The organism is Phocaeicola sp. ICN-14070 (assembly GCF_037892625.1).
GTDB lineage: Bacteria > Bacteroidota > Bacteroidia > Bacteroidales > Bacteroidaceae > Phocaeicola > Phocaeicola plebeius.
This window is the reverse complement of the sequence record NZ_JBBKBF010000033.1, coordinates 21,646-42,501: the sequence shown is the minus strand read 5'-3', so window position 1 is coordinate 42,501 and position 20,856 is coordinate 21,646. Positions and strand designations below refer to the sequence as shown.

The window sequence follows — 20,856 nt, the reverse complement described above, 5'->3', positions numbered from 1 at the left end:
CAAATAGTCAGCCCCGATACTCCTGCCATCTCTACTCTTCAGCCAAGTATCATCCAACTCAAACTAGCACATAGAATAGATACACAAAAAAAGGCCGCCTCATAAGAGACAGCCTTTTTCATATTTTATAAAACTATTACTGACGCTGAGTAGCTGAATAGTTAATCTTCAGTGCGTATGCCTGACGAAGAGCCTGTTTTACTTCTGTTACGATACCCATCTTGGTTTTTGCATCCACCTTCAGGGAAACAGTCATAAACGGTTTATCTTCCTCTTTCATGTTTTCACGTTCCTGATAGATGTAGTCCTGAACTTCTGAAGATTCAGCGAATTTATCGTTCAACTGAATACGGTCGGTAGTACCCATCTTTTTCTGGAACTCCGGCATCGGTTTACCGATGTAGATGAAAGACACCAAAGATTTCTTTTCCAATTTTTCCAACTCTGTAGCCTGAGGAACCTTGAACTGAACCTTCAATGTAACTTCACGCATGGTTGTTACAATCATGAAGAAGAACAACATGGTAAAGATAAGGTCAGGCAAAGAAGAGGTATTCAACTCCGGCATGCCACGCTTACCAGTCTTATTAAATTTTCCCATGATTATTTTCCTCCATATTTTTTAGGTTCTGCTTCAGAAATCTTCTGCGGATAATAGTCTGTGATAGCTTTCTGTTCATCTTCAGAACATTCAGCGAATGTTTTACCGAACTGAGACTGAGCCAATTCGTTACGCAACTCATTGTAAGCTGCTACCAATTCGTTCTGAACCTGAATATAAGCATCGTAGCTAGTACCCACGTCATTCTGTACAGAGATTACATGCTTTTCTGTAATCATTACGTCACCGAAGAACGGAAGATGTTTTGCATGCTTTTCAGGCAAGTTCTCATCGTTATTCGGATTGGCAATGAATTCTTTTGCCTTTTGTCTCAACTGTCTGATATCAGACCATTCTCCACCAACCATCAACTGGTCGTCTTTGTTCAAACGAACCTGAAGAACGTTTCTTTCCTTTACAATAATATCATCTTTCTGCTCCTTGTTTTCAGGCGGAGGCGGCAAACGTCTCGCCAAACCACGGTCAGTATCCATTGATGTTGTAATAAGGAAGAAAATAAGCAACATGAAGGCAATATCGGCCGTAGAACTTGAGTTAATTCCGGGCACTGATCTTTTCTTTTTTGCCATTTGACTTACTCCTTATATTTTAATTAAACTTCAATGATGATATTATTTCTTCAAAATTCCAGACAAGTTAATCAATGTACCGATAGCAGCCAAGCCGAACAATACATAAGTAGAGTACAGCAACATGTCTGTTACCTTCAACATGGTTACATTGGTATATTCTGTACCACCACCCATAATTACAGTTTCAGAAGAACCGATATTATAAGTAACGATCAGCAATACGATTAAAAGAATCAGTCCAATCAAAGACTTGATAGCACCTTTCGGATTGTCTTTCAAAGCTCCACCAAACTGTGCGATAGCTCCTATAAGTGTAGCCACTACAGTTACCGCAAACATACCGTACATCAGGTACATCAGGGCCGGAGTGTTAGCCGGTTCAACCAAACCAGCTGCATTTGTTTCGCTGTATCCTACTCCGTAGAACATGCCCAGCACTACCAAGATCAGTGCGATGCATACATAGAATACGTAGTATGATACCTTGTATGATAATTTAGCCATTGTTCTTATTATTTTTTGTATTTCAAGTTGTACTTCATGATCATATCAAGCAATGTGATAGAAGAATCTTCCATCTGGCTTGTAATAGCTTCAATCTTAGACAAGATATAGTTATAGAATACCTGAAGAATCAAAGCAACGATCAAACCGAAGATAGTAGTAATCAAGGCCACTTTCATACCACCTGCTACAACTGTCGGAGAAATATCACCAGCCTGCTGGATTTGGTCGAATGCCATAACCATACCGATTACAGTACCCAAGAATCCCAAAGACGGAGCCATAGCGATGAACAATGTGATCCAAGAGCATCCTTTTTCAAGGTAACCAGCCTGAACACCACCGTAAGAAACAACTGAACGTTCAACTACGTCCAAACCTTCGTCGATTCTCATCAAACCCTGATAGCAGATAGAAGCAACAGGACCACGAGTATTACGGCAGATTGTCTTAGCACCTTCTACATCACCTTTTTCCAAAGCAGCTTCAACTTTAGCCATCAATTTCTTTACGTCAACTTCAGCCAAGCTCAAGTAAATAATACGTTCAATACAGAAAGCCAAACCAAGTACCAATGCGATAGCAACCAAAGACATGAAGCCTGCGTCACCTTCGATAAACTTAGTCTTTAATTCTTTGTGTAAACCACCTTCTTCAACAACTGCAGGTGCTGCTGCTTCATCAGCTGCTGCTACTTGTTCTGTCTGAGCCGGAGCTGCTGTAGCTGTAGAATCCTGAGCCATAGCTGTCTGAGTCATTCCAAATGAGAGGACTCCCATCACTGCAAGAATTGCAAATAACTTTTTCATTGTGTGTCTAATTTTTAAGATTAATTAATTAATAGTTTGTTAATTGTTTTTCTCTTTTTTCGCGGAGAGAACGGGATTCGAACCCGTGATACGCTTTTGGCGTATACACGCTTTCCAGGCGTGCCTCTTCAACCACTCGAGCACCTCTCCTTTTTACCATCAGTCGGGGAGATATTTCAGTTATTTTTATACCCCGCGCTGATTTCAGTCACAAATGTATTCTTTTTTTTCGTCTTACATAACATCAAGCCTACAAAAGTTTACTTTTGAAGTCGAAATTAATAAACTTTAAAAACTTTTCTCCGCATTTGTGAAGACTTTTAAAGCATTTTCTGTAGTCTGGGAGGCGATTTCCGACAAAGGTACTCCATAGATTACCGAAAGACATTCTGCCACCTTTACCAGATTTGCACTTTCATTCCGTTTGCCACGATAAGGCACAGGAGCCAAATAAGGTGAGTCGGTTTCGAGCACGACGCGCTTCAAAGGCACATTCTTCAAGACTTCGGGAAGAGTACTTTTTTTGAAAGTAACCACTCCGTTTATACCTAGCATAAAAGATTCGTACTCCAACAGCCGTTCTGCATCTTCACTAGTACCCGTGAAACTGTGGAAGATTCCCCGCAAGGCTGTATGCTTGTAACCCGACAATACCTCCAGCAGTTCCGGATAAGCTTCCCGGCAATGTATAATCAGAGGCAGGTCGTATTCCAGTGCCCACTTCACCTGTTCTTCAAAGACAATCATCTGCTCCTCACGGAAGGTCTTGTCCCAATACAAGTCAATACCCACCTCACCGATTCCATAAAAGCGATGAGAAGAAGAAGTCAGATACCCTTTCACTTTTTCCAGACGTTCCTTCCAACCGGCATCTACCGATGTGGGATGAAAACCAATCATCGGATAGCAGCAATCGTGCGCCTCACACAGCTTAAGCATAGCCTCGACCGTCGTATCATCAATGTTAGGCATAAACAAGCGAGTCACTCCTGCTTCGACTGCACGAATCACCGCCAGTTCACGGTCGGCATCAAATTCTTCAGTATAAAGATGGGTATGAGTATCAATCAGGGCGTTCATATCTTTACAATTTACGGTCCATTAAATGACAAACAAACTTCTTCAGTTCTTCTTTAAGAGAGGATTCCACGTTTACCTTATCCAGCAACTCCAGTCCTTCCTTATAATAGGCATCAATGCGAGCCTGACAAAGTTCAGGAACTCCTACCTTATTATATAGAGCTGTAACCGACTGGATTTTTTCTTCAGCCACGTAGTCCGTAGCACGAAGCCAGTTCAGTAATGTTTCCTTGTCTTCTCCTTCAGCCAGATTCAAGGCGGTAATCAGCATAAAGGTCTTCTTATTGCAAAGAATATCTCCTCCAATCTTCTTTCCAAAGACAGCCGGATCACCATACACATCCAGGTAATCATCCTGCAACTGGAAAGCCAGTCCCATCTTAATGCCAAAATCATAGAGCAACTGCGCATCCTTTTCCGGAGCACCTCCCAAGATGGCACCAATTTTCAAGGCTGCCGCAAGCAACACGGAAGTCTTCAGACGAATCATTTCGATATACTCGTCGACCGTCACATCCAGACGATGCTCGAACTCCATGTCCCACTGCTGTCCTTCGCATACCTCAAGGGCGGTACGGCCAAACACTTCCATCACGCGTTCCACACATTCAAGCGAACATTCCTTCATCATGAACTGATAAGCAAGAATCAGCATTGCATCTCCGGAAAGAATAGCCGTATTCTCATCCCATTTTTTATGTACCGTAGGCTTGTTGCGGCGCATATCCGCCTTATCCATCAGGTCATCATGCAGCAAAGTAAAGTTATGGTAGGTTTCAATGCCTGCTGCCTGTGAAAAGATACGGGTCACATCTTCCTTATATAAATTATAAGCCAATAGCATCAGCACCGGACGCAAACGCTTTCCGCCCAACCCCAATACATACTCAATCGGATCATAAAGTCCCATCGGCTCCCGCATATAAGAAAGGTTTCCGATATATTCGTGAATCTGCTGTAACAATTGTTCGCTTGTCTGTTGTTTCATGGAAATGTAATTTAAGATAAGAGAAAAAAGAAAGGCTGCAAAAATGCAGCCTTCACTTTATTATAACGGTCAATAGATTACTGCAACTTAAAGGTTACAGGCACGGTATATTTTACACGTACAGCTTTACCACGCTGCTTACCTGGTTTCCATTTCGGCATCATCTTGATCACACGGAGTGCTTCCTTATCCAAGTACGGGTCTACACTACGCATAACCACCGGGTCAACGATAGAACCATCCTGGTTAACCACAAACTGGATGATTACACGTCCCTGTACACCGTTTTCCTGTGCGATAGTCGGATACTTGATGTTCTTACCGATGAACTTCAAACATTCAGCCATACCACCCGGGAATTCCGGCATTTCTTCTACCACCTGGAAAATCTGCTGTTCTTCCGGTTCTTCTTCTTCTACTTCAACCGGTACATACTTGATTTCCACAGCCTGGTTGTTTTCTTCACTTGACTGGATAGTAGATTCTTCTACGTTTGCATCATTTTCTGCAATCTGAAGAACTTCTTCCACTTTCGGAGCTTCAGGAGGAGGAGGTGCCTGCTTCTGTTCTTCCTGTTCAGTGATAGGAATCATTTCCTCTTCAAAGATTGGTTCGGTGATACCGGTATCGGTAGTGACCTGCTTGTCACGTTCTGTCCATTCGAACGCTACAAACATCGCTGCCAAGATCAGTACGAAACCTACCAATAACCACGTGGTCTTTTTGCCCTCGAGGTCCGCTTTCGGCGATTTCTTGACTTCCATAAATGTGTTTATTAAAGGTTAATACTCTATACGTGGCAAAGGTAGCATAATTCCCCGAAACTCCGACACCCCAACATAAAAATAATGTAAAACAATGCATATTTTTTATTCCGCACTTGAAATAATCAGCATATCGCCTTGCGTGTTCTATGTTTCTCATGGCGGAAACGTAGGGTTCACGCAGGGAAAACCTACGTTTCCGCCATGAGAAACATAGGTTTTCCGGAAAGGAAACGTAAAAAACACAAACAGGTGTCCGAATCATTGCTACAACGTTTTTTCATCTCTGGAATCCCAAACGAATTTCTACCTTATATTATAAGGAAGAGACGCCAAAAACTTTATCCAAAACATCCGATATACAAAGGATTTACACTATCTTTGTCAATGCGAAATCTATTTTATCGAAGCCGAAACATGAAAAAAATTATTATTGCCATCGACGGATTCTCTTCCTGCGGGAAAAGTACCATGGCTAAAGACTTAGCCAAAGAAATCGGATACATCTATATAGACAGCGGCGCCATGTACCGAGCCGTTACACTGTATTGTCTGGAAAACGGATTGTTTAATGCCGACGGAAGCATTCAGGAAGAAGTGCTCCGCCAGCAAATGGGACAAATCCAGATTTCCTTCCAGCTCAACCCGGAAACCCAGCGCCCCATGACCTTCCTCAACGGGAAGAACGTGGAAGAGCGTATCCGCACCATGGAAGTCTCCTCGCATGTCAGTCCGGTGGCAGCACTCGACTTTGTGCGCAAGGCCTTAGTTCAGCAACAGCAGGAAATGGGCAAGGAAAAAGGAATCGTGATGGACGGAAGAGACATCGGAACAGCCGTATTCCCGAATGCGGAACTGAAGATTTTCGTGACAGCCTCTGCCGAAATCCGTGCACAGCGCCGTTACGAGGAACTGAAAGCCAAAGGTCAGGATGCTTCGTTCGAAGAAATTCTTCACAACGTAGAAGAACGCGACCGCATCGACCAGAACCGGGCAGTAAGTCCCCTGCGCAAGGCTGACGACGCGATTTTACTGGACAACAGCCACCTGACCATTGCCGAACAAAAACAATGGCTGAAAGAACAATTTGAAAAAGCTGCACATGCATCACATTGAAATAGATAAGGACTCAGGATTCTGCTTTGGAGTGACGACCGCCATTTCAAAAGCAGAAGAAGAACTGGCAAAGGGTGTACCTCTGTATTGCCTGGGGGATATTGTACACAACGGGCAGGAGTGCGAGCGACTGAAGGAAATGGGATTGATTACCATCAACCACGAAGAGTTTGCCCGCTTGAAGAATGTAAAGGTCTTGCTGAGAGCACATGGAGAACCTCCTGAGACTTACGAACTGGCCCGGAAAAACCACATCGAAATCATTGATGCCACCTGTCCGGTAGTGCTGCGCCTGCAAAAAAGAATCAAGCAGGAGTACGACACCACTCCCCACGACAAAGACAGACAGATTGTTATTTACGGGAAAAACGGCCATGCAGAAGTGTTGGGACTGGTGGGCCAAACCGAAGGCAAAGCCATCGTCATCGAGAAGCTGGAAGAAGTCAGCAAACTGGACATGAACAAAGACATCCGCCTGTATTCGCAGACAACCAAGTCGCTCGACGAATTCCGCCAGATAGTGTCCTACATCGAGACCCACATTTCACCGGAAGCCTCCTTCCAGTACTTCGATACCATCTGCCGTCAGGTAGCCAACCGCATGCCGCATATCCGGGAATTTGCTGCCAGTCACGACCTGATTTTCTTCGTTTGCGGACATAAGAGTTCCAACGGAAAAATCCTCTTTCAGGAATGCAAGAAAGTCAACCCTAACTCTTACCAGATTGACAAACCGGAAGAGATTGACAAGGCCTTATTGTCACATGCACATTCCATTGGAATCTGTGGAGCCACCTCTACCCCTAAATGGCTGATGGAAGCGTGTAAAAAAGTTATAATGGACGAATAATAAAGAAGAAAATCAGTTACAATATAAATTCATATTTGTACTTTTGCTTCATAAAAATCAAACTAACAACTAACAATTATGGGAACTATTAAATGTATTGGTATTCTTACATCCGGAGGAGATGCTCCCGGCATGAACGCCGCAATCCGTGCAGTCACCCGCTCTGCCATCTACAACGGATTACAAGTTAAAGGTATCTACCGTGGGTATAAAGGATTGATTACAGGAGAAATCAAGGAATTCAAGACTGAAAATGTCAGCAATATCATACAATTAGGAGGTACCATCCTGAAAACAGCTCGCTGTCAGGAATTCCGTACACCGGAAGGCCGTCAGATAGCTTATGAAACTATGAAACGCGAAGGTATCGATGCACTGGTAGTCATCGGTGGTGACGGTTCGTTGACCGGTGCCCGCCTGCTGGCTCAGGAATTTGATGTACCTTGTATCGGACTGCCCGGAACCATCGACAACGACTTGTATGGTACGGACACAACCATCGGATATGACACTGCCCTGAATACGATTCTGGATGCAGTAGATAAAATACGTGATACCGCTACTTCACACGAACGTTTGTTCTTTGTGGAAGTAATGGGACGCGACGCCGGCTTCCTGGCATTGAACGGTGCCATTGCTGCGGGTGCCGAAGCTGCCATCATTCCGGAATTCAATACGGAAGTGGACCAGTTGGAAGAATTTATCAACAACGGTTTCCGTAAATCAAAGAGCAGTTCTATCGTGCTGGTAGCTGAAAGTGAAATCACCGGTGGAGCCATGCACTATGCAGAACGTGTGAAGAACGAATATCCGCAGTACGACGTACGTGTGACTATTTTAGGACACTTGCAGCGTGGTGGACGCCCGACCGCACACGACCGTATCATTGCCAGCCGTATGGGAGTAGCCAGCATCCAGGCCCTGATGGAAGGTCAGCGCAACGTCATGATTGGTATCGAAAACGACCAGATTGTGTACGTTCCGTTTGCCAAGGCTATCAAGAACGACAAGCCTATCGACCGCGAACTGGTTAGCGTATTGAACGAGTTGTCAATCTAACAGAACAATTCCATATAAAGAATCCCCCTTCAAAAAGCATTTAAACGTCTTTTGAAGGGGGATTTTTGTATACTGTATTTTCTTCTTTTATTTTCTCCGGCGATTTCTGCGGTGCGTACGTGCATGACGTTTATAACGTATCCAGCGGCAGCGAATCTGCCAGGCACTCAGTCCTACTACCACCAAAAGAATCAGAATCACAATCCCACTATTCAGGTTGTCGCCTTTCACGCGCGACCAAATTTCCAGCACATCTACGGTCTTGTCTCCAAAGTCACGTATCATGGCGCAACGGGCTATCACAGACTTGTCGGGATACTGTGTGTTACGCAGCTTCACCTTCTGTGCTTCCAGACCGAAGAAATAGCTGGCATCGACTTCCTTATCCAGGGTAGAATCAATACAAGCTTCCAGAATTTCCGGGGCAGCAATGGCACTCACATACCCGTTCTCTTCCATGTTACGCAAAGCGATGTCCGGCCTACAAAGGAAGTTGATAAAATAGCTGGCTGCCTTAGGATTCTTGGCATACTTAGGAATTACCCATCCGTCGTACCACACATTGCTGCCTTCTTCCGGAATGGTATAGGCAAGGTCCACTCCTACCGTTGCCGCTTCTTCCATGGCCCACTGTGCATCTCCGCTCCAGGTCATGTTCATCCAGGCCTTGCCTTTGGTCATCATTTCCTTACCAAAGTCTGCTTCCCATCCGGCCACATTCGGCTTCAACAGTTTCAGATATTTTTCCACCGAGTCCATGGAAGCCGGTGAATAGTCGTTCATCAGGTCAGCCACACTGCGGGTACTGTCTTTCAAATCCTCGCGATGCGCATACAGCAAAGCCATGCCATACAAATCGCGATAGGCATCCTTCATCAGAATCTTGCCGGAAAAGCGTTTCTCCCACAAGCATCCCCATGACTTCAGGTCTTTTTCGGAAACAAACTGCTTGTTGTAAAGCAGTCCGGCCGTACCCCACATATAGCACACGGCATAACGGCTGGCCGGCAAATCGCCTTTCACCGTCAGTTTATCTATCTGCTGACGGATATAGGGTGCCACTCCGTTCATGTAATTGGGTGAATGAGCAAAAGCCGTATCAATAGGCTGCAACAAGCCTTTGTGCAGCATTCGTTCGATGATATACTCGGAAGGACACACCACATCAAAGTCTTCATGCCCTTTCTCAATCTTTGTCAGCATGATTTCGTTGATGTCAAACGTCTGATACACGATGCGGATATCTTCTCCCGTCTGTTCCTTATAATATTCCTGAAAATCTTCCAGTACGCCTTCACCTATGTAGTCTGCCCAGTTATACACCTTGAGCACATTTTCGCGCGATTCATCAGCATTGTAGCACCCTGTCAACAGACAGCACACGCACAAAGCTACCCACCAGTTCCACCTTTTCATTTTCTGTTTCATTTATTCTTTGCTTTGTCAGCTCTACGGTTAATAATAATCAGCAGCACCAGTATCACCACAAAAATCACAGCCGACAGCGGACGAAGCTCCGGCGTAAGCCCACCCTTGCGGGCATCGGCATAAATATAGGTAGAAAGCGTTTCCAGTCCCTGATTTCCGATGGTAAACACCGTTACCGCAAAATCGTCGATGGAAATGGTCAGTGCCAGCAAGAATCCGCTTACCATTCCCGGACGGATTTCCGGAATAATCACTTTCCACAAAGCCTGCATAGGAGTAGCTCCCAAATCGAGTGCGGCCTCATATAGGTTCGGATTCATCTGTTTCAGGCGCGGCAACACACTCAGCACCACGTACGGAGTACAGAAGGTGATATGTGCCAGCACTACGGTGGTAAATCCCTGGGTAATGCCTAATGACACAAACAGCAGGAACAAGGAAATACCGGTAATAATATCTCCGTTCAATATAGGAATGGTATTGATGAATCCCATGGCTTTCCGGCTGCGGGCCTTCAGGTTATAGATTCCGATGGCAGCCACACTTCCCAACAAGGTCGATACCGTCGCAGCAATAAAGGCAATGGCTATTGTATTTATCAGCGCATTCATCAGGGAATGATGTGCTCCGGTGTTACACAAGGAGCGGTACAGGTTGAGCGAAAAGCCGGTCCAGTTGCCCAATACCTTTGCATCAGTGAAGGAATAAATCACAATAATCAATATCGGAGCATACAGCAACAGCAGCAATACCCAAAGATAGGTTTGCATCAGCACTTTCTTTACCATACCTGTCCTCCTTTCTCTGAATCACTCTTTTCATCAGAACTAAAGAGTGAAGTGGCCGCAATCAGGAACAGCATAATCAAGGAAAGGGCTGCTCCATAGTTCCACATACTGTTGTTGATATTCTCCTGAATAGTCGTACCAAACAACTTGATGTTGTTCATGGTCAGCAATTCTGCAATGGCAAAGGTAGAGATGGTCGGCATGAACACCATCATGATGCCGCTCACTACTCCAGGCATGGACAAAGGGAATACCACCTTCCAGAATACCTGGAAAGAATTGGCCCCCAAATCCTGTGCTGCTTCCACATAACTCGGGTCCATCTTCTGAAGGGTATTGTAAATCGGATAAATCATGAAAGGGATGAAGTTGTAAATCATTCCGAATATCAACGCTCCTTCTCCTAAAGGCAGACTGGCAAAGTCGAACAAGGCTACGGTAGCCAGCGTACGTATCAAGATGTTGACCCACATCGGCAAGATAAACAGCAGAATCAGCGTACGCGAATAGCTTGAATTACTGCGGCTCAGAATCCAGGCCGCCGGATAACCCAGTACGATACAACCTATCGTAGTCAGTATGGCTATACCGATGGAATAAATAAAGGTATTGACTGCTTCCGGATGGGCCAGGAATTTCCGGAAGTTTTCAAGTGTCATACGACCTGCATCATCGGTAAATGCATATACCACAATCAGCAGAAGTGGAACAATCACAAAAATGATAGAGAAAATGAGATAAGGAAGTGTCCAGCTTCGGCGTGAAAGAAAAAACAAACGCAGTTTATTCATCGTTCCTCCTGTTTTACACGTACCCGAATATCTTCAGGAGCAATAGAAATGCCCACACGGTCTCCATCATCCCACACATCGTTCGTATCGACAAACACATTCTCATCCCAGTCTGACCATACCGTCAGGTGGTAATGGTTTCCTTTGTACAAAATAAACTTGACTTCTCCAGTCAGCATGCCGTCTTCTGCATTGTCCAGCAAGTTGATTTTTCCGAAATCCACGTCTACCAGCACATCGCCTAATGGCACTCTCTGAAGGTCTACCGGTGCACACTCAAACTCACATCCCAAGAATTCCACATGAGTTTCATCGATAAGCTTGCCTTCAAAAGTATTGCAGATACGCTCTTTCTTCATGATGTGAATATCAAACGGCTTGACCAGCATACCCACTTCGGTTCCGGCCTCGAAAGCGTGATAATCCTGCACCACAAACTCATAGCCGTGGCACAATACCACCATTTCATAGTGTACTCCTTTAAAAATACAGGACTGTACGGTACCACGAAGCTGTGCCATATCCGACACCGGGAATATATACAAATCCTCCGGACGAATCACCACATCCACCGGTGTGTTTTCGCCGAATCCTTCGTCCACACATTCAAAGTCACGATCACAGAAATGTACCAACTTATCTTTCACCATGACTCCGTTCAGGATATTACTTTCTCCGATAAAGTCGGCCACGAACGAGTTAATCGGCTCATTGTAGATGTCGGTAGGGGTACCAATCTGCTGGATACGTCCCTCACTCATCACCACGATGGTATCACTCAATGTCAGGGCTTCTTCCTGGTCGTGCGTCACGTACACAAAGGTAATGCCCAGCGTCTTGTGCATTTCCTTCAGCTCCATCTGCATGTCCTTACGCATTTTCAGGTCAAGCGCAGCCAGCGGCTCGTCCAGCAACAATACTTCCGGCTCGTTCACAATGGCACGGGCAATGGCCACACGCTGCTGCTGTCCACCCGAAAGCGAGTTGACATCGCGGTACTCATAATCGGTCATGCCCACCATTTTCAAGGCAGCCTTCACTTTTTTAAGTACCGTATCCTTTGGCATCTTTTTCAGTTTCAAGCCAAAAGCGATATTGTCATACACATTCAGATGAGGGAATAAGGCATATTTCTGGAAAACTGTATTGACAGGACGCTTGTGAGGAGGAGTCTGGGTAATCTCCTCCCCTGCAATACGAATCACCCCTTCCGAAGCGGTCTGAAATCCCGCTATCAGGCGCAGCAAGGTCGTCTTACCACATCCCGAAGGGCCCAAGATGGTTACAAACTCTCCCTTTTTGATGGATAAATTGATATTATCCAAGGCTGTTTTTTCACCAAAAAACTTTGATACACCCTTTACCTCTATAATAGGTTTAATTTCACTTTGCATCATTTCTTGAAAATTAGTTCGCAAAGTTACATATTAATTCATTTCACAAGGCATATCACCCTTATTTTTCTTCCTTATTTTTAATTAGTCCAATAGGAACAAGCCGTTTTGAATATTTATTCATCACTCCTGCTTCAACCCGGAGAAATACATTTCCAGTAGTTTTCTGGCTGCCGAGAAAGACGTTGCCCGTCCTTCCAGTACATCTTTTTCCTGCAAGGGAAGCAAGGAAGCGATTTCCGGATTCTGATAGAAGCTGTCGCGCAAATGCTCATTGATGGTTTCATACATCCAGTATTTGGCCTGCTCGTTACGACGGTGTTCAAAATAACCGTTCTTGCGGACGAAGTCGATGTAGGCATACACCATATCCCAGATTTCCTTGACACCGATATTATAAAATCCGGAATACGTCAGCACCTGAGGAGTCCATCCGGATTCAGGAGCCGGGAAAAGATGGAGCGCATTACGGAAATGTGTAGCAGCCAACTGTGCCTTCTCTACATTGTTTCCGTCAGCCTTGTTGATAATGATACCATCGGCCATCTCCATGATACCGCGCTTGATACCCTGCAACTCATCGCCCGTACCGGCCAGTTGAATCAGCAGGAAGAAGTCTACCATGGAATGTACGGCTGTTTCACTCTGACCTACTCCCACGGTCTCGACAAAAATTTTATCAAATCCGGCAGCTTCACACAAGATGATGGTTTCACGGGTCTTACGGGCCACACCGCCCAATGAGCCAGCCGAAGGACTGGGACGAATAAAGGATTTAGGATGTACCGACAATTTTTCCATTCGGGTCTTGTCCCCCAAGATACTTCCTTTGGAACGTTCACTGCTGGGGTCTATGGCTAAAACTGCCAACTTTCCTCCTTTTTCTTCGAGCACATGCAGTCCGAATACATCAATCGACGTACTCTTTCCGGCACCGGGCACTCCGCTGATACCGATACGGATAGAATTACCCGAATAAGGAAGGCATTTTTCAATGACCTCCTGTGCCAGCACCTGATGTTCCGGCTTGACACTTTCTACCAGCGTGACCGCCTGGCTCAGCATGGTCACATCGCCTTTCACAATACCTTCCACATACTCGGCAGCAGAATACTGACGACGTTTGGGTTTCTTTCTCAGATTCAGATAAGGATTAACAATGGAGGGTTGTTCCACTCCCTGGTTCACAGTTAACCCCTTATAAGCTTCGTTGTTTTCGGGGTGTTCCATAAAAGTTTTTATTTTTCGGACGATTTCAGCCGGGCTTTCACACGGATGGTAATCATCGGTTGGTTAGGATCATCGGTAATCATCAGGACACGGGGTGTACCTTTCACACGGTGAAGGTTCTGTGCCAGCACAGTAATCTTCATCTTGGTCGATTCACCCGGTTTCAGCACTCTCTTTTTCAGTTTCACGGCCAAAGCCATGCTGAACACCTGCATATCCTGAATATTCAGGTCAGAGCGACCTGTATTTGAAATGACAATCGTCTGTGATTTCTTTTGGTTGGGTTTCAAATCCACAAATTCCAGCTCCTTAGCCGACAACGTAATCTGAGGAGGATTGTTTTTCTGCTGTTCGGTCAGCTTGGAGAAGTCAGGCAACAGAGCCACAGATACAGGTATTTCATTCTCACTGCCGACTTTATCACCCGGGAAGCGGGACAAATAGACAGAAGCACGTGTAATACCTAATTTCGGCAATTTCTCAGAATCCAGTATCACCAGAATCTTTCCGGTCTTTCCACGTCCCAGTTTTTCGGGTACTGCTTTAGCCTCCAGATAAGGAGGAAGATGCATCAGCACAGGTGAATAAGCCTTGTTGGAAGTATTGGCCACCAACAACTCAATGACCGGACGGTCTCCCTTATTGACCGATTTAAAATCAAGTTCTTCCTGATTCAAACGAATGGCACCGATGGCATAAGGATGCGTAAAGGAATAGTTCTTGGCATCGGCTGTCACCTCTCCGTTAAAGTCCAGATAAATGGGCAGAGAAGCTGCATTGCAATACACACCCACGTCTTTATAGAAATGCCCGATGGCTTCCGCATCGAACACCACCGTAATCTTTCCTTTTCCTCCGGCAGGTACAGGTTCTTCTGTCCATTGTGCCTTGGCACATCCACAGGAAGTCGTCACATTGGAAATAACCAACGGCTTGTCTCCCGTATTGGTAAACTGATAAGTCACGGTTGCCGGAGTGCGCCACAACACGTAGCCCAAGTCCTTAGTAGTCATATCAAAGGATATTTTAGGCTGAGCCCATAAGGACATGCAAGCGACAACACACAAAAAAAGAAGGGTATATATTCGTTTCATTGATTTTATTCTTTCTAAATTACGGAAACAAAGATAGGGAGAAAACGGAAACAAGCAAAATCAAGTCTGAAAATTTATTTTCTCCATAACCTCAGAACTTTGTAAAAACGTCCGAACCGGAATCCCGGCCCGGACGTGATTTTATTCGATATATAATGTATATCCTTCCGTATGACTGCCAAACTCAGGAGCGTATAGTGACTGTATTTCCGATGTACCTGCCTGATATACTCCCGAACGGTCTACATGCACTTCATATTCAATGACGTAGGTTCCTTTCCGCAAATGATCCATAAAGAAGGTAGTCGCCGCATCACCACTTACCCGATACCGTCCCAAGCCATCGGACCATTCGTAGCCTGAGATTTGCCGCACTGGTTCCATACAAGCCGCACGTTCGTCTTTCAGGCATACAAAATCCATATCCCGGTCGGCACGGAGAGTCAGGCGCACCGTCAGCTTATCGCCAACCTGCAACTTTTCTTTGACAGACAAGGCCTTACCTTTATATATATACTCACGTGAAACTTGCAGGCCCTTTCCTTCAAATGCCTTCACACGGTCCATATCTTCCAGATATTGTGCATACACAGCCCCCCATCCGGCAGCTTTTCCCGTATGACTTACGGTCAGCGTCTTCATCTCTGCCTCCGCTCCACTTAACGTATGACTGATACAGCCCAGTCCGTCTTTCGGAGTTTCCAGTGTGACATTGCCTGCCACCGCCTGCATCTGTCCGGCTTCTGTCAACGCCATGCCATCTGCCAGCAAGGCATACACCGCATCCGCCGTAGCCAATGGCGTATTCCAGCACTGCACCTGCTTTTGTTTCAGCAACCAGCGTTTCATTTCCTCCAGCATCTCTTCATCCTTCTCCACGTGCTGAATAGCCTCCATGGCAGCCACCTGCGTCGGAATGCGGTAACCGTTCCATGCGTATCCGGCTTTCGGCGTATCAAAATAACGTCCCATTTCCGGTGTCACTACCGTATATTCCTTAATCGAACGTACCAGTATTTCTGCCTGCGTATGTTTTCCCTGTGCCTGCAGAATCCGGGCAATCAATGCCTTCTCATAAATGGAATAAGTAGCAGAACGGTTTTCCAGTTTAGAGGTCATGTATTCCTTTGCCGCCTTGTTCACCTTTTCTCCTGCCACCGCATCCAGTGATGCAATATACAGATACCTCACCGCCAGCTCACTTGGCCATTGCGGGCTTTTCTTACGAGCCTCGTTTTTCTTCAGGTTCTCATATTCCTGACAGAAGGCATTTTCCAGGTAATTCAAGCCTTTCAAATACATTCCGGCCACTTGCGCATCCGCCATGATATGCATGGATTTCAGTCGGGCCAGCAGTTCCACCACCTGCGTAGTAACCAACCGGCTTCCCTGCATGCCGTTGAACCAACTCCAGCTTCCATCCCCTTTTTGCAAGGCCTTCAATTTTTCTACGGTCTGCTCCATGCGGTAATTCATCGTATTCAGGTCGAACAACAATCCCATCCGTTGTCTCTGCTCCTGTTCATCTGCCGCCTGAGCCAGCCAAGGCGTTTCGGCCAGCAACAAGCTTTTCAGTTCCTGGTTTTTCTCCAGTTCACTCCACAAAGTTTCTTTCTTTACTCCTTGCTTTTTCCAAGCTTCAAACACAGGCTGAATCTGCGGATTCAGTTCCACAATTTTCCGTGCCACCGCATTGGCGTAGTAAGCCGAAGCCCAGGAGAACGCATCGTCCTGCTGCGGATTTCCTACTACCGGAAGTGACTGTACGGCATACCATATCGGAGTAGAAGTCAGTTCGATGGTCAGCTGCCGGTTCTGGGCCGTTTTGCTCTGTCCGTTAAACAAATCCTTCAGGTTCACTTCCTGAGATTCCCCGCCTTTCACCTGCAAGGACAAGGTTTCCGTCATCCATTGCTTGTCAGTCAGCACAGGAAGATAATGCTGTTCTCCGTCACTAAACTCGCCAGCCTCTGCTTTTATCCGGCAAATCAAGACCTCACCATCCATATTTACAGGGAAAGTAAAACGTACACTACCCGTTTCTCCTGCCTTCACCTGAAAATCCTGCACAGCCTGATACACCACACTTTCATCCATCGGATTCACCAATTCCAGACGTACCGTCCCTTTCACCTCTTCCATCGACAGATTCATCAAAGAAGCTGCCAGTGAAGCTTCATCCCCTCTACGAAGGAAACGAGGCAAATTAGGCTGAATCATAAACGGTTTTTCGGTCCGGGTTTCTGCCTGCAGAAGTCCGTAATCCATGTGGCGGGTATGTGCCAGTCCTCTGAATTTCCATTGCGTCAACGCGTCCGGTACGGTAAATACCAATCGCACGGTTCCGGTTGAATCTGTACGCAAATCAGGATAGAAGAAAGCCGTTTCTGCAAAATTCTCACGCAAAGTCATCGTCTGTTCCGTTTCCAAAGAAACCGTTTCAGACTGAAGTTCTACTTCTGCCACTCCATCGTCTTGCGTGAATCCCGCCTGCGCATTCAAAGCCTCATCCGTCAGCACGGTATTGGGGGCTGCGGCCGCAGCCTTCATCATGATTCCTACCCCGCGTACCATCAGACCGTTTCGAGAGAAAATTCTAAACTGACGCAAAGAAGGAACCCACAGACGACTGTACAACTGCGAGTTGTCAGGAGTATATACAAAAGACAATGAATAAGTATAGAAAGGCGAATAAGCCATCGCGATGCTGTTCACTGACTGAATAAACGGCATGACTGAAGGAGTATACCGGCTGAAGCCCAACTGGAAATTCCACGGATTATCCCACAGACGGTCGAGTGAGGCATCATACAAGGTAGCTAGCAGACGGGCATCCACCGGTTTGCCTGCCGCATCCAGAATCTGCATGGTCCAGGTTTCTTCTGTGCCCGGACGCAAACGGTCACGAAAGACTTCCCACTTCAATGTCAGTTTTTTCTCTGGTACCGGACGTTTCAAAGCGACTTGCTTGGAATACCAGATACCGTCTTTCATAAATCCAAAGCTGACAGTGATTCCATCGCCGTATTCCGGCAGCCACGTATAATCAAACGAACGGATTTCCTCGTTCAGCACAAACGAGTCAGACACCAGCATCCGGTTGCCACTGTACACATGATAGAACAAATGTACATTCTTTTCACTGCTACCCACATACAAGGTCACCGGCTGCGTTTCCTCCAACTGTGTACCGTCCTGATAGAACCATTCCACAGTCTTTACCGGAGGAACCCGGTCTTTTAACGAAAAAAGTACAAACTCCTGTTCTGCACGACAAGGACGCCCGTGCTCATCACTGGCGGTTACCTCCAGCAAGTATTTTCCGGAAGCCAACTTCTTCCATGCTTCCGGCAGGAAAGGTTGTCCGGATTTCACCGTATCCACCCATACTGTTTGCTGCTTCTTTCCGGCCTCATCCAATGCATAAAGTGAGCCGACCACATCCAATTCCACCGGCTGTTGCTGCATGTTCAAGGCCTGCACCTGCATCTTATCCAGTTTCTCACGAGCCACTTTTCCAGCCAATCCCTTTATCTGTAATCCGATGGCATGTTCACCCACCGGAAGCACCAGTACACCTTCCTGCGTTTCACCGGCCGCATCCGTCACATCCACCTTCACCTGATAACGATAGAATCCGTCCCAGCCTAAGGAGACTTCCGTATCCGGACGTTCCAGACAAACCTTCACCGCAAACGTTCCGTCGGCTGAAGTCATCAGTTCACCCTCTGCCAACTGTTGCTCTCCTGCCATGTTCCGCCAGAACCAGGCCTTTGAACGGGTCAAGGTATAACGCACCTTACCGCCCTGCACCGGTGCACCGGAAAACTTTTTCGCCGTACCTTCCAGTTGCAAGGAATCCCCCATCGTGTAAGCTTCCTGCACTTCCTTCCAGGTGACTTCAAACGTCGGACGCTTGTATTCTTCCACTCGGATATAACAGGAAGCCTTATCCGATTCTATACGGAACATGCCGGCCAATGTTTCCGAAGGTAATTGGAACTCTGCTGAAAATGCGCCAAAGTCATCCGTAGTCAATTCTTTCCGAGCTATCTCCCGGTTATTAGCATCCCGCAAAGCCAGCCAGATGGCCGCATCTTTGCGTACCTCTACACTATCGCCTTCCTGCGTATAAGCCACACCGGACACGTACACCGTCTGCCCCTTGCGGTACAGAGCACGGTCGGTAAACAAATCCATGCGGTCCACCTTCTTCTTGCTGTCATTGACCGTCGGCAACACCCTTCTGGACCAGTATGCCACCTGCATAAACTCATCCTTACCTGCACACGCATGCATCCACAATGATTCTTTCATGTCCGGCACTACTACCTTGCCTTGCTTATCGGTCTTAAATGTCTTATATAAGGTATAATTGCCTGGCACAGGAATGGAATAAAACACCAATTCTGCTCCTGCGACCGGCTTTCCGGTCTTACGGTCCACCACATGACACTCCGTCTGCCTTCCTTCCATCGGGAAAGAAACCACCTGCATTGCAGACAGATGCACTACATCGTATCCTATTTTATCCTGATAGCCGTCGGGGATTGATTTCAATATATAAATTCCCGTCTCGGGCATCCGGCTGGTCAGCACAGAAACCGTATCCTTGTACGTAGGAGTATCCGGCAAGTCCAACCGCACTTCATCCACCAGTGTACCATACTTCTTTATCAGGTCCGCATGCTCCAGATTCTGTGCAAACACAGAAGAAGAAGCCTTCAGGTTCAGCCTATACCATTCCAACGTCGCTCCTTTCAGGTTCTTGCTGGTGACACGAAGTTCCGCTTCCGTCTGCGGATAAGGGTGAGTTACCTGCACCGAGAGCGACGGCATGCACACTATGCGCTGCTTATCCTTCAAATCGGCCGTGAATTCCGAAGATGGATACCGTTTTATTCCTTCTTCTATCACCTTCATTTCGGACACGAAATCTTGTTTCTGATGATAGAAATCGGCCCATGACACATACAACGCCGCACAGGCATCTACTCCGGCATAGGCTTTTGCCCACGCCTGCAACTGCTCCAACACCTGTTCGTCCGACAGCTGTTGTGGATACCTCCATCCATTACGCTGCCAATACATCAATCGCTCCAGACGTGTCAATAATTCCGCGTCACGATTTCCTGCCGCCTCGTATTGTGCAATCAACTTTTCATACTTGTCGAACACTGCCAACTGTACGGCCTTGCTTCCTCCCCCATTCCATAGAAGTTGAAAGATGGACTGGCGCAACAGCAAATCGTACATATTGTCACCGAAATAGCGCTGGCTCCATTTGCCCTGTTCAGCCATCGGACGAAAATCGGTCGTAGCTACGCCCAGCAAAACCTCCTTATCCTTTACTGCCCGGTCAAACTCATACAATGCACTGTCCACTTGCTGAGGAGCGGATTCCAACTTATAGTATCCTGACAGAAACGACAACACGGCTTTCTGCAAAGGATCGTTCTCCTCTGCAGCCCATGCATTCAGTCGACAAAGTTCACGCTGCAAACTGTCCGGTGTCAGCCCTACCTGACATTCCACCCGCGAAAGATACGCTTTCAGCATCTGCGGAGCATTCTTCTCCTTTCTTGCCTTTTCATAAATCTGGTTCACCTGTGAAATCAAGGTCTGCGGCAAATCCTTCTTCCGGGTTTCCTCTACCTCCTTCCAAAGACGGTCGTAACTCTGAGCTATCCCCACCAAAGGGAACATAAAAGCCAACAATCCCGTGGCACATATCAAGAATAGTCTGTTCATCATTTCCAATTTTAAG

At 46.4% G+C, this 20,856-nt stretch carries 17 protein-coding genes and 1 tRNA gene; 3 read left to right on the top strand and 15 right to left on the bottom strand.

Annotation, left to right across the window (positions count from 1 at the left end):
- Window positions 1–136: 136 nt before the first annotated feature.
- The 8 genes from WKT20_RS10310 to WKT20_RS10275 form a co-directional block, all read right to left on the bottom strand.
- Window positions 137–601 (bottom strand): ExbD/TolR family protein, encoded by a 465-nt coding sequence (locus WKT20_RS10310; protein ID WP_007563361.1) that lies wholly within the window; start codon window positions 599–601, stop codon window positions 137–139.
- 2 nt (window positions 602–603) lie between these two features.
- Window positions 604–1,191 carry an ExbD/TolR family protein gene (locus WKT20_RS10305; protein ID WP_007563363.1) on the bottom strand — a complete coding sequence of 196 codons (588 nt, stop codon included), beginning with the start codon at window positions 1,189–1,191 and terminating at the stop codon, window positions 604–606.
- Between the two features lie 42 nt (window positions 1,192–1,233).
- Window positions 1,234–1,698 (bottom strand): hypothetical protein, encoded by a 465-nt coding sequence (locus WKT20_RS10300; protein WP_117700770.1) that lies wholly within the window; start codon window positions 1,696–1,698, stop codon window positions 1,234–1,236.
- Window positions 1,699–1,706: 8 nt separating this feature from the next.
- The gene (locus WKT20_RS10295; protein ID WP_117700771.1) at window positions 1,707–2,507 is read right to left on the bottom strand and encodes a MotA/TolQ/ExbB proton channel family protein; all 801 of its coding nucleotides are present in this window, start codon (window positions 2,505–2,507) and stop codon (window positions 1,707–1,709) included.
- Window positions 2,508–2,569: 62 nt separating this feature from the next.
- Window positions 2,570–2,657: transfer RNA gene (locus WKT20_RS10290), tRNA-Ser, on the bottom strand.
- A 138-nt stretch (window positions 2,658–2,795) separates the two neighbouring features.
- Entirely contained in the window at window positions 2,796–3,587 is a 792-nt protein-coding gene (locus WKT20_RS10285) for a TatD family hydrolase (RefSeq protein ID WP_304211445.1), read from the bottom strand.
- Between the two features lie 4 nt (window positions 3,588–3,591).
- On the bottom strand, window positions 3,592–4,575 hold the full coding sequence (locus WKT20_RS10280; RefSeq protein ID WP_117747975.1) for a polyprenyl synthetase family protein: 984 nt from the start codon (window positions 4,573–4,575) through the stop codon (window positions 3,592–3,594).
- Between the two features lie 77 nt (window positions 4,576–4,652).
- The gene (locus tag WKT20_RS10275) at window positions 4,653–5,339 is read right to left on the bottom strand and encodes an energy transducer TonB (protein WP_007563373.1); all 687 of its coding nucleotides are present in this window, start codon (window positions 5,337–5,339) and stop codon (window positions 4,653–4,655) included.
- Window positions 5,340–5,756: 417 nt separating this feature from the next.
- On the opposite strand from WKT20_RS10275, the gene cmk reads away from it, so the two are divergent.
- From cmk to pfkA, 3 genes are all read left to right on the top strand, one after another.
- Complete coding sequence (cmk, locus tag WKT20_RS10270) at window positions 5,757–6,455, top strand: (d)CMP kinase (protein ID WP_340417323.1); 699 nt, start codon at window positions 5,757–5,759, stop codon at window positions 6,453–6,455.
- The gene (locus WKT20_RS10265) at window positions 6,442–7,305 is read left to right on the top strand and encodes a 4-hydroxy-3-methylbut-2-enyl diphosphate reductase (RefSeq protein WP_340417322.1); all 864 of its coding nucleotides are present in this window, start codon (window positions 6,442–6,444) and stop codon (window positions 7,303–7,305) included. Before cmk ends, WKT20_RS10265 begins: the two co-directional genes overlap by 14 nt.
- 78 nt (window positions 7,306–7,383) lie before the next feature.
- Window positions 7,384–8,364 carry a 6-phosphofructokinase gene (gene pfkA, locus WKT20_RS10260; RefSeq protein ID WP_007563379.1) on the top strand — a complete coding sequence of 327 codons (981 nt, stop codon included), beginning with the start codon at window positions 7,384–7,386 and terminating at the stop codon, window positions 8,362–8,364.
- An 87-nt stretch (window positions 8,365–8,451) separates the two neighbouring features.
- On the opposite strand, the gene WKT20_RS10255 is transcribed toward pfkA, so the two are convergent.
- The 7 genes from WKT20_RS10255 to WKT20_RS10225 all read right to left on the bottom strand — a co-directional run bounded on the left by WKT20_RS10255 (window position 8,452) and on the right by WKT20_RS10225 (window position 20,840).
- Complete coding sequence (locus WKT20_RS10255; protein WP_445323276.1) at window positions 8,452–9,792, bottom strand: ABC transporter substrate-binding protein; 1,341 nt, start codon at window positions 9,790–9,792, stop codon at window positions 8,452–8,454.
- Window positions 9,789–10,580: an ABC transporter permease gene (locus WKT20_RS10250; RefSeq protein WP_007563382.1), complete on the bottom strand. Its 792-nt coding sequence runs from the start codon at window positions 10,578–10,580 to the stop codon at window positions 9,789–9,791. The genes WKT20_RS10255 and WKT20_RS10250 overlap by 4 nt, the downstream gene beginning before the upstream one ends.
- Window positions 10,574–11,371, bottom strand: a complete 798-nt coding sequence (locus WKT20_RS10245; protein ID WP_117673654.1) for an ABC transporter permease — start codon at window positions 11,369–11,371, stop codon at window positions 10,574–10,576. The genes WKT20_RS10250 and WKT20_RS10245 overlap by 7 nt, the downstream gene beginning before the upstream one ends.
- On the bottom strand, window positions 11,368–12,768 hold the full coding sequence (gene potA, locus WKT20_RS10240; protein ID WP_117747972.1) for a polyamine ABC transporter ATP-binding protein: 1,401 nt from the start codon (window positions 12,766–12,768) through the stop codon (window positions 11,368–11,370). Before potA ends, WKT20_RS10245 begins: the two co-directional genes overlap by 4 nt.
- Window positions 12,769–12,888: 120 nt before the next feature.
- A complete protein-coding gene (gene meaB / locus WKT20_RS10235; RefSeq protein WP_117700779.1) occupies window positions 12,889–13,995 on the bottom strand; it encodes a methylmalonyl Co-A mutase-associated GTPase MeaB in 1,107 nt (368 codons plus the stop codon).
- A gap of 8 nt (window positions 13,996–14,003) precedes the next feature.
- A complete protein-coding gene (locus WKT20_RS10230) occupies window positions 14,004–15,089 on the bottom strand; it encodes a DUF1573 domain-containing protein (protein WP_117747971.1) in 1,086 nt (361 codons plus the stop codon).
- A gap of 141 nt (window positions 15,090–15,230) precedes the next feature.
- Window positions 15,231–20,840, bottom strand: coding sequence for an alpha-2-macroglobulin family protein (locus WKT20_RS10225; RefSeq protein ID WP_340417320.1), 5,610 nt, complete (start codon window positions 20,838–20,840; stop codon window positions 15,231–15,233).
- Window positions 20,841–20,856: the final 16 nt, after the last annotated feature.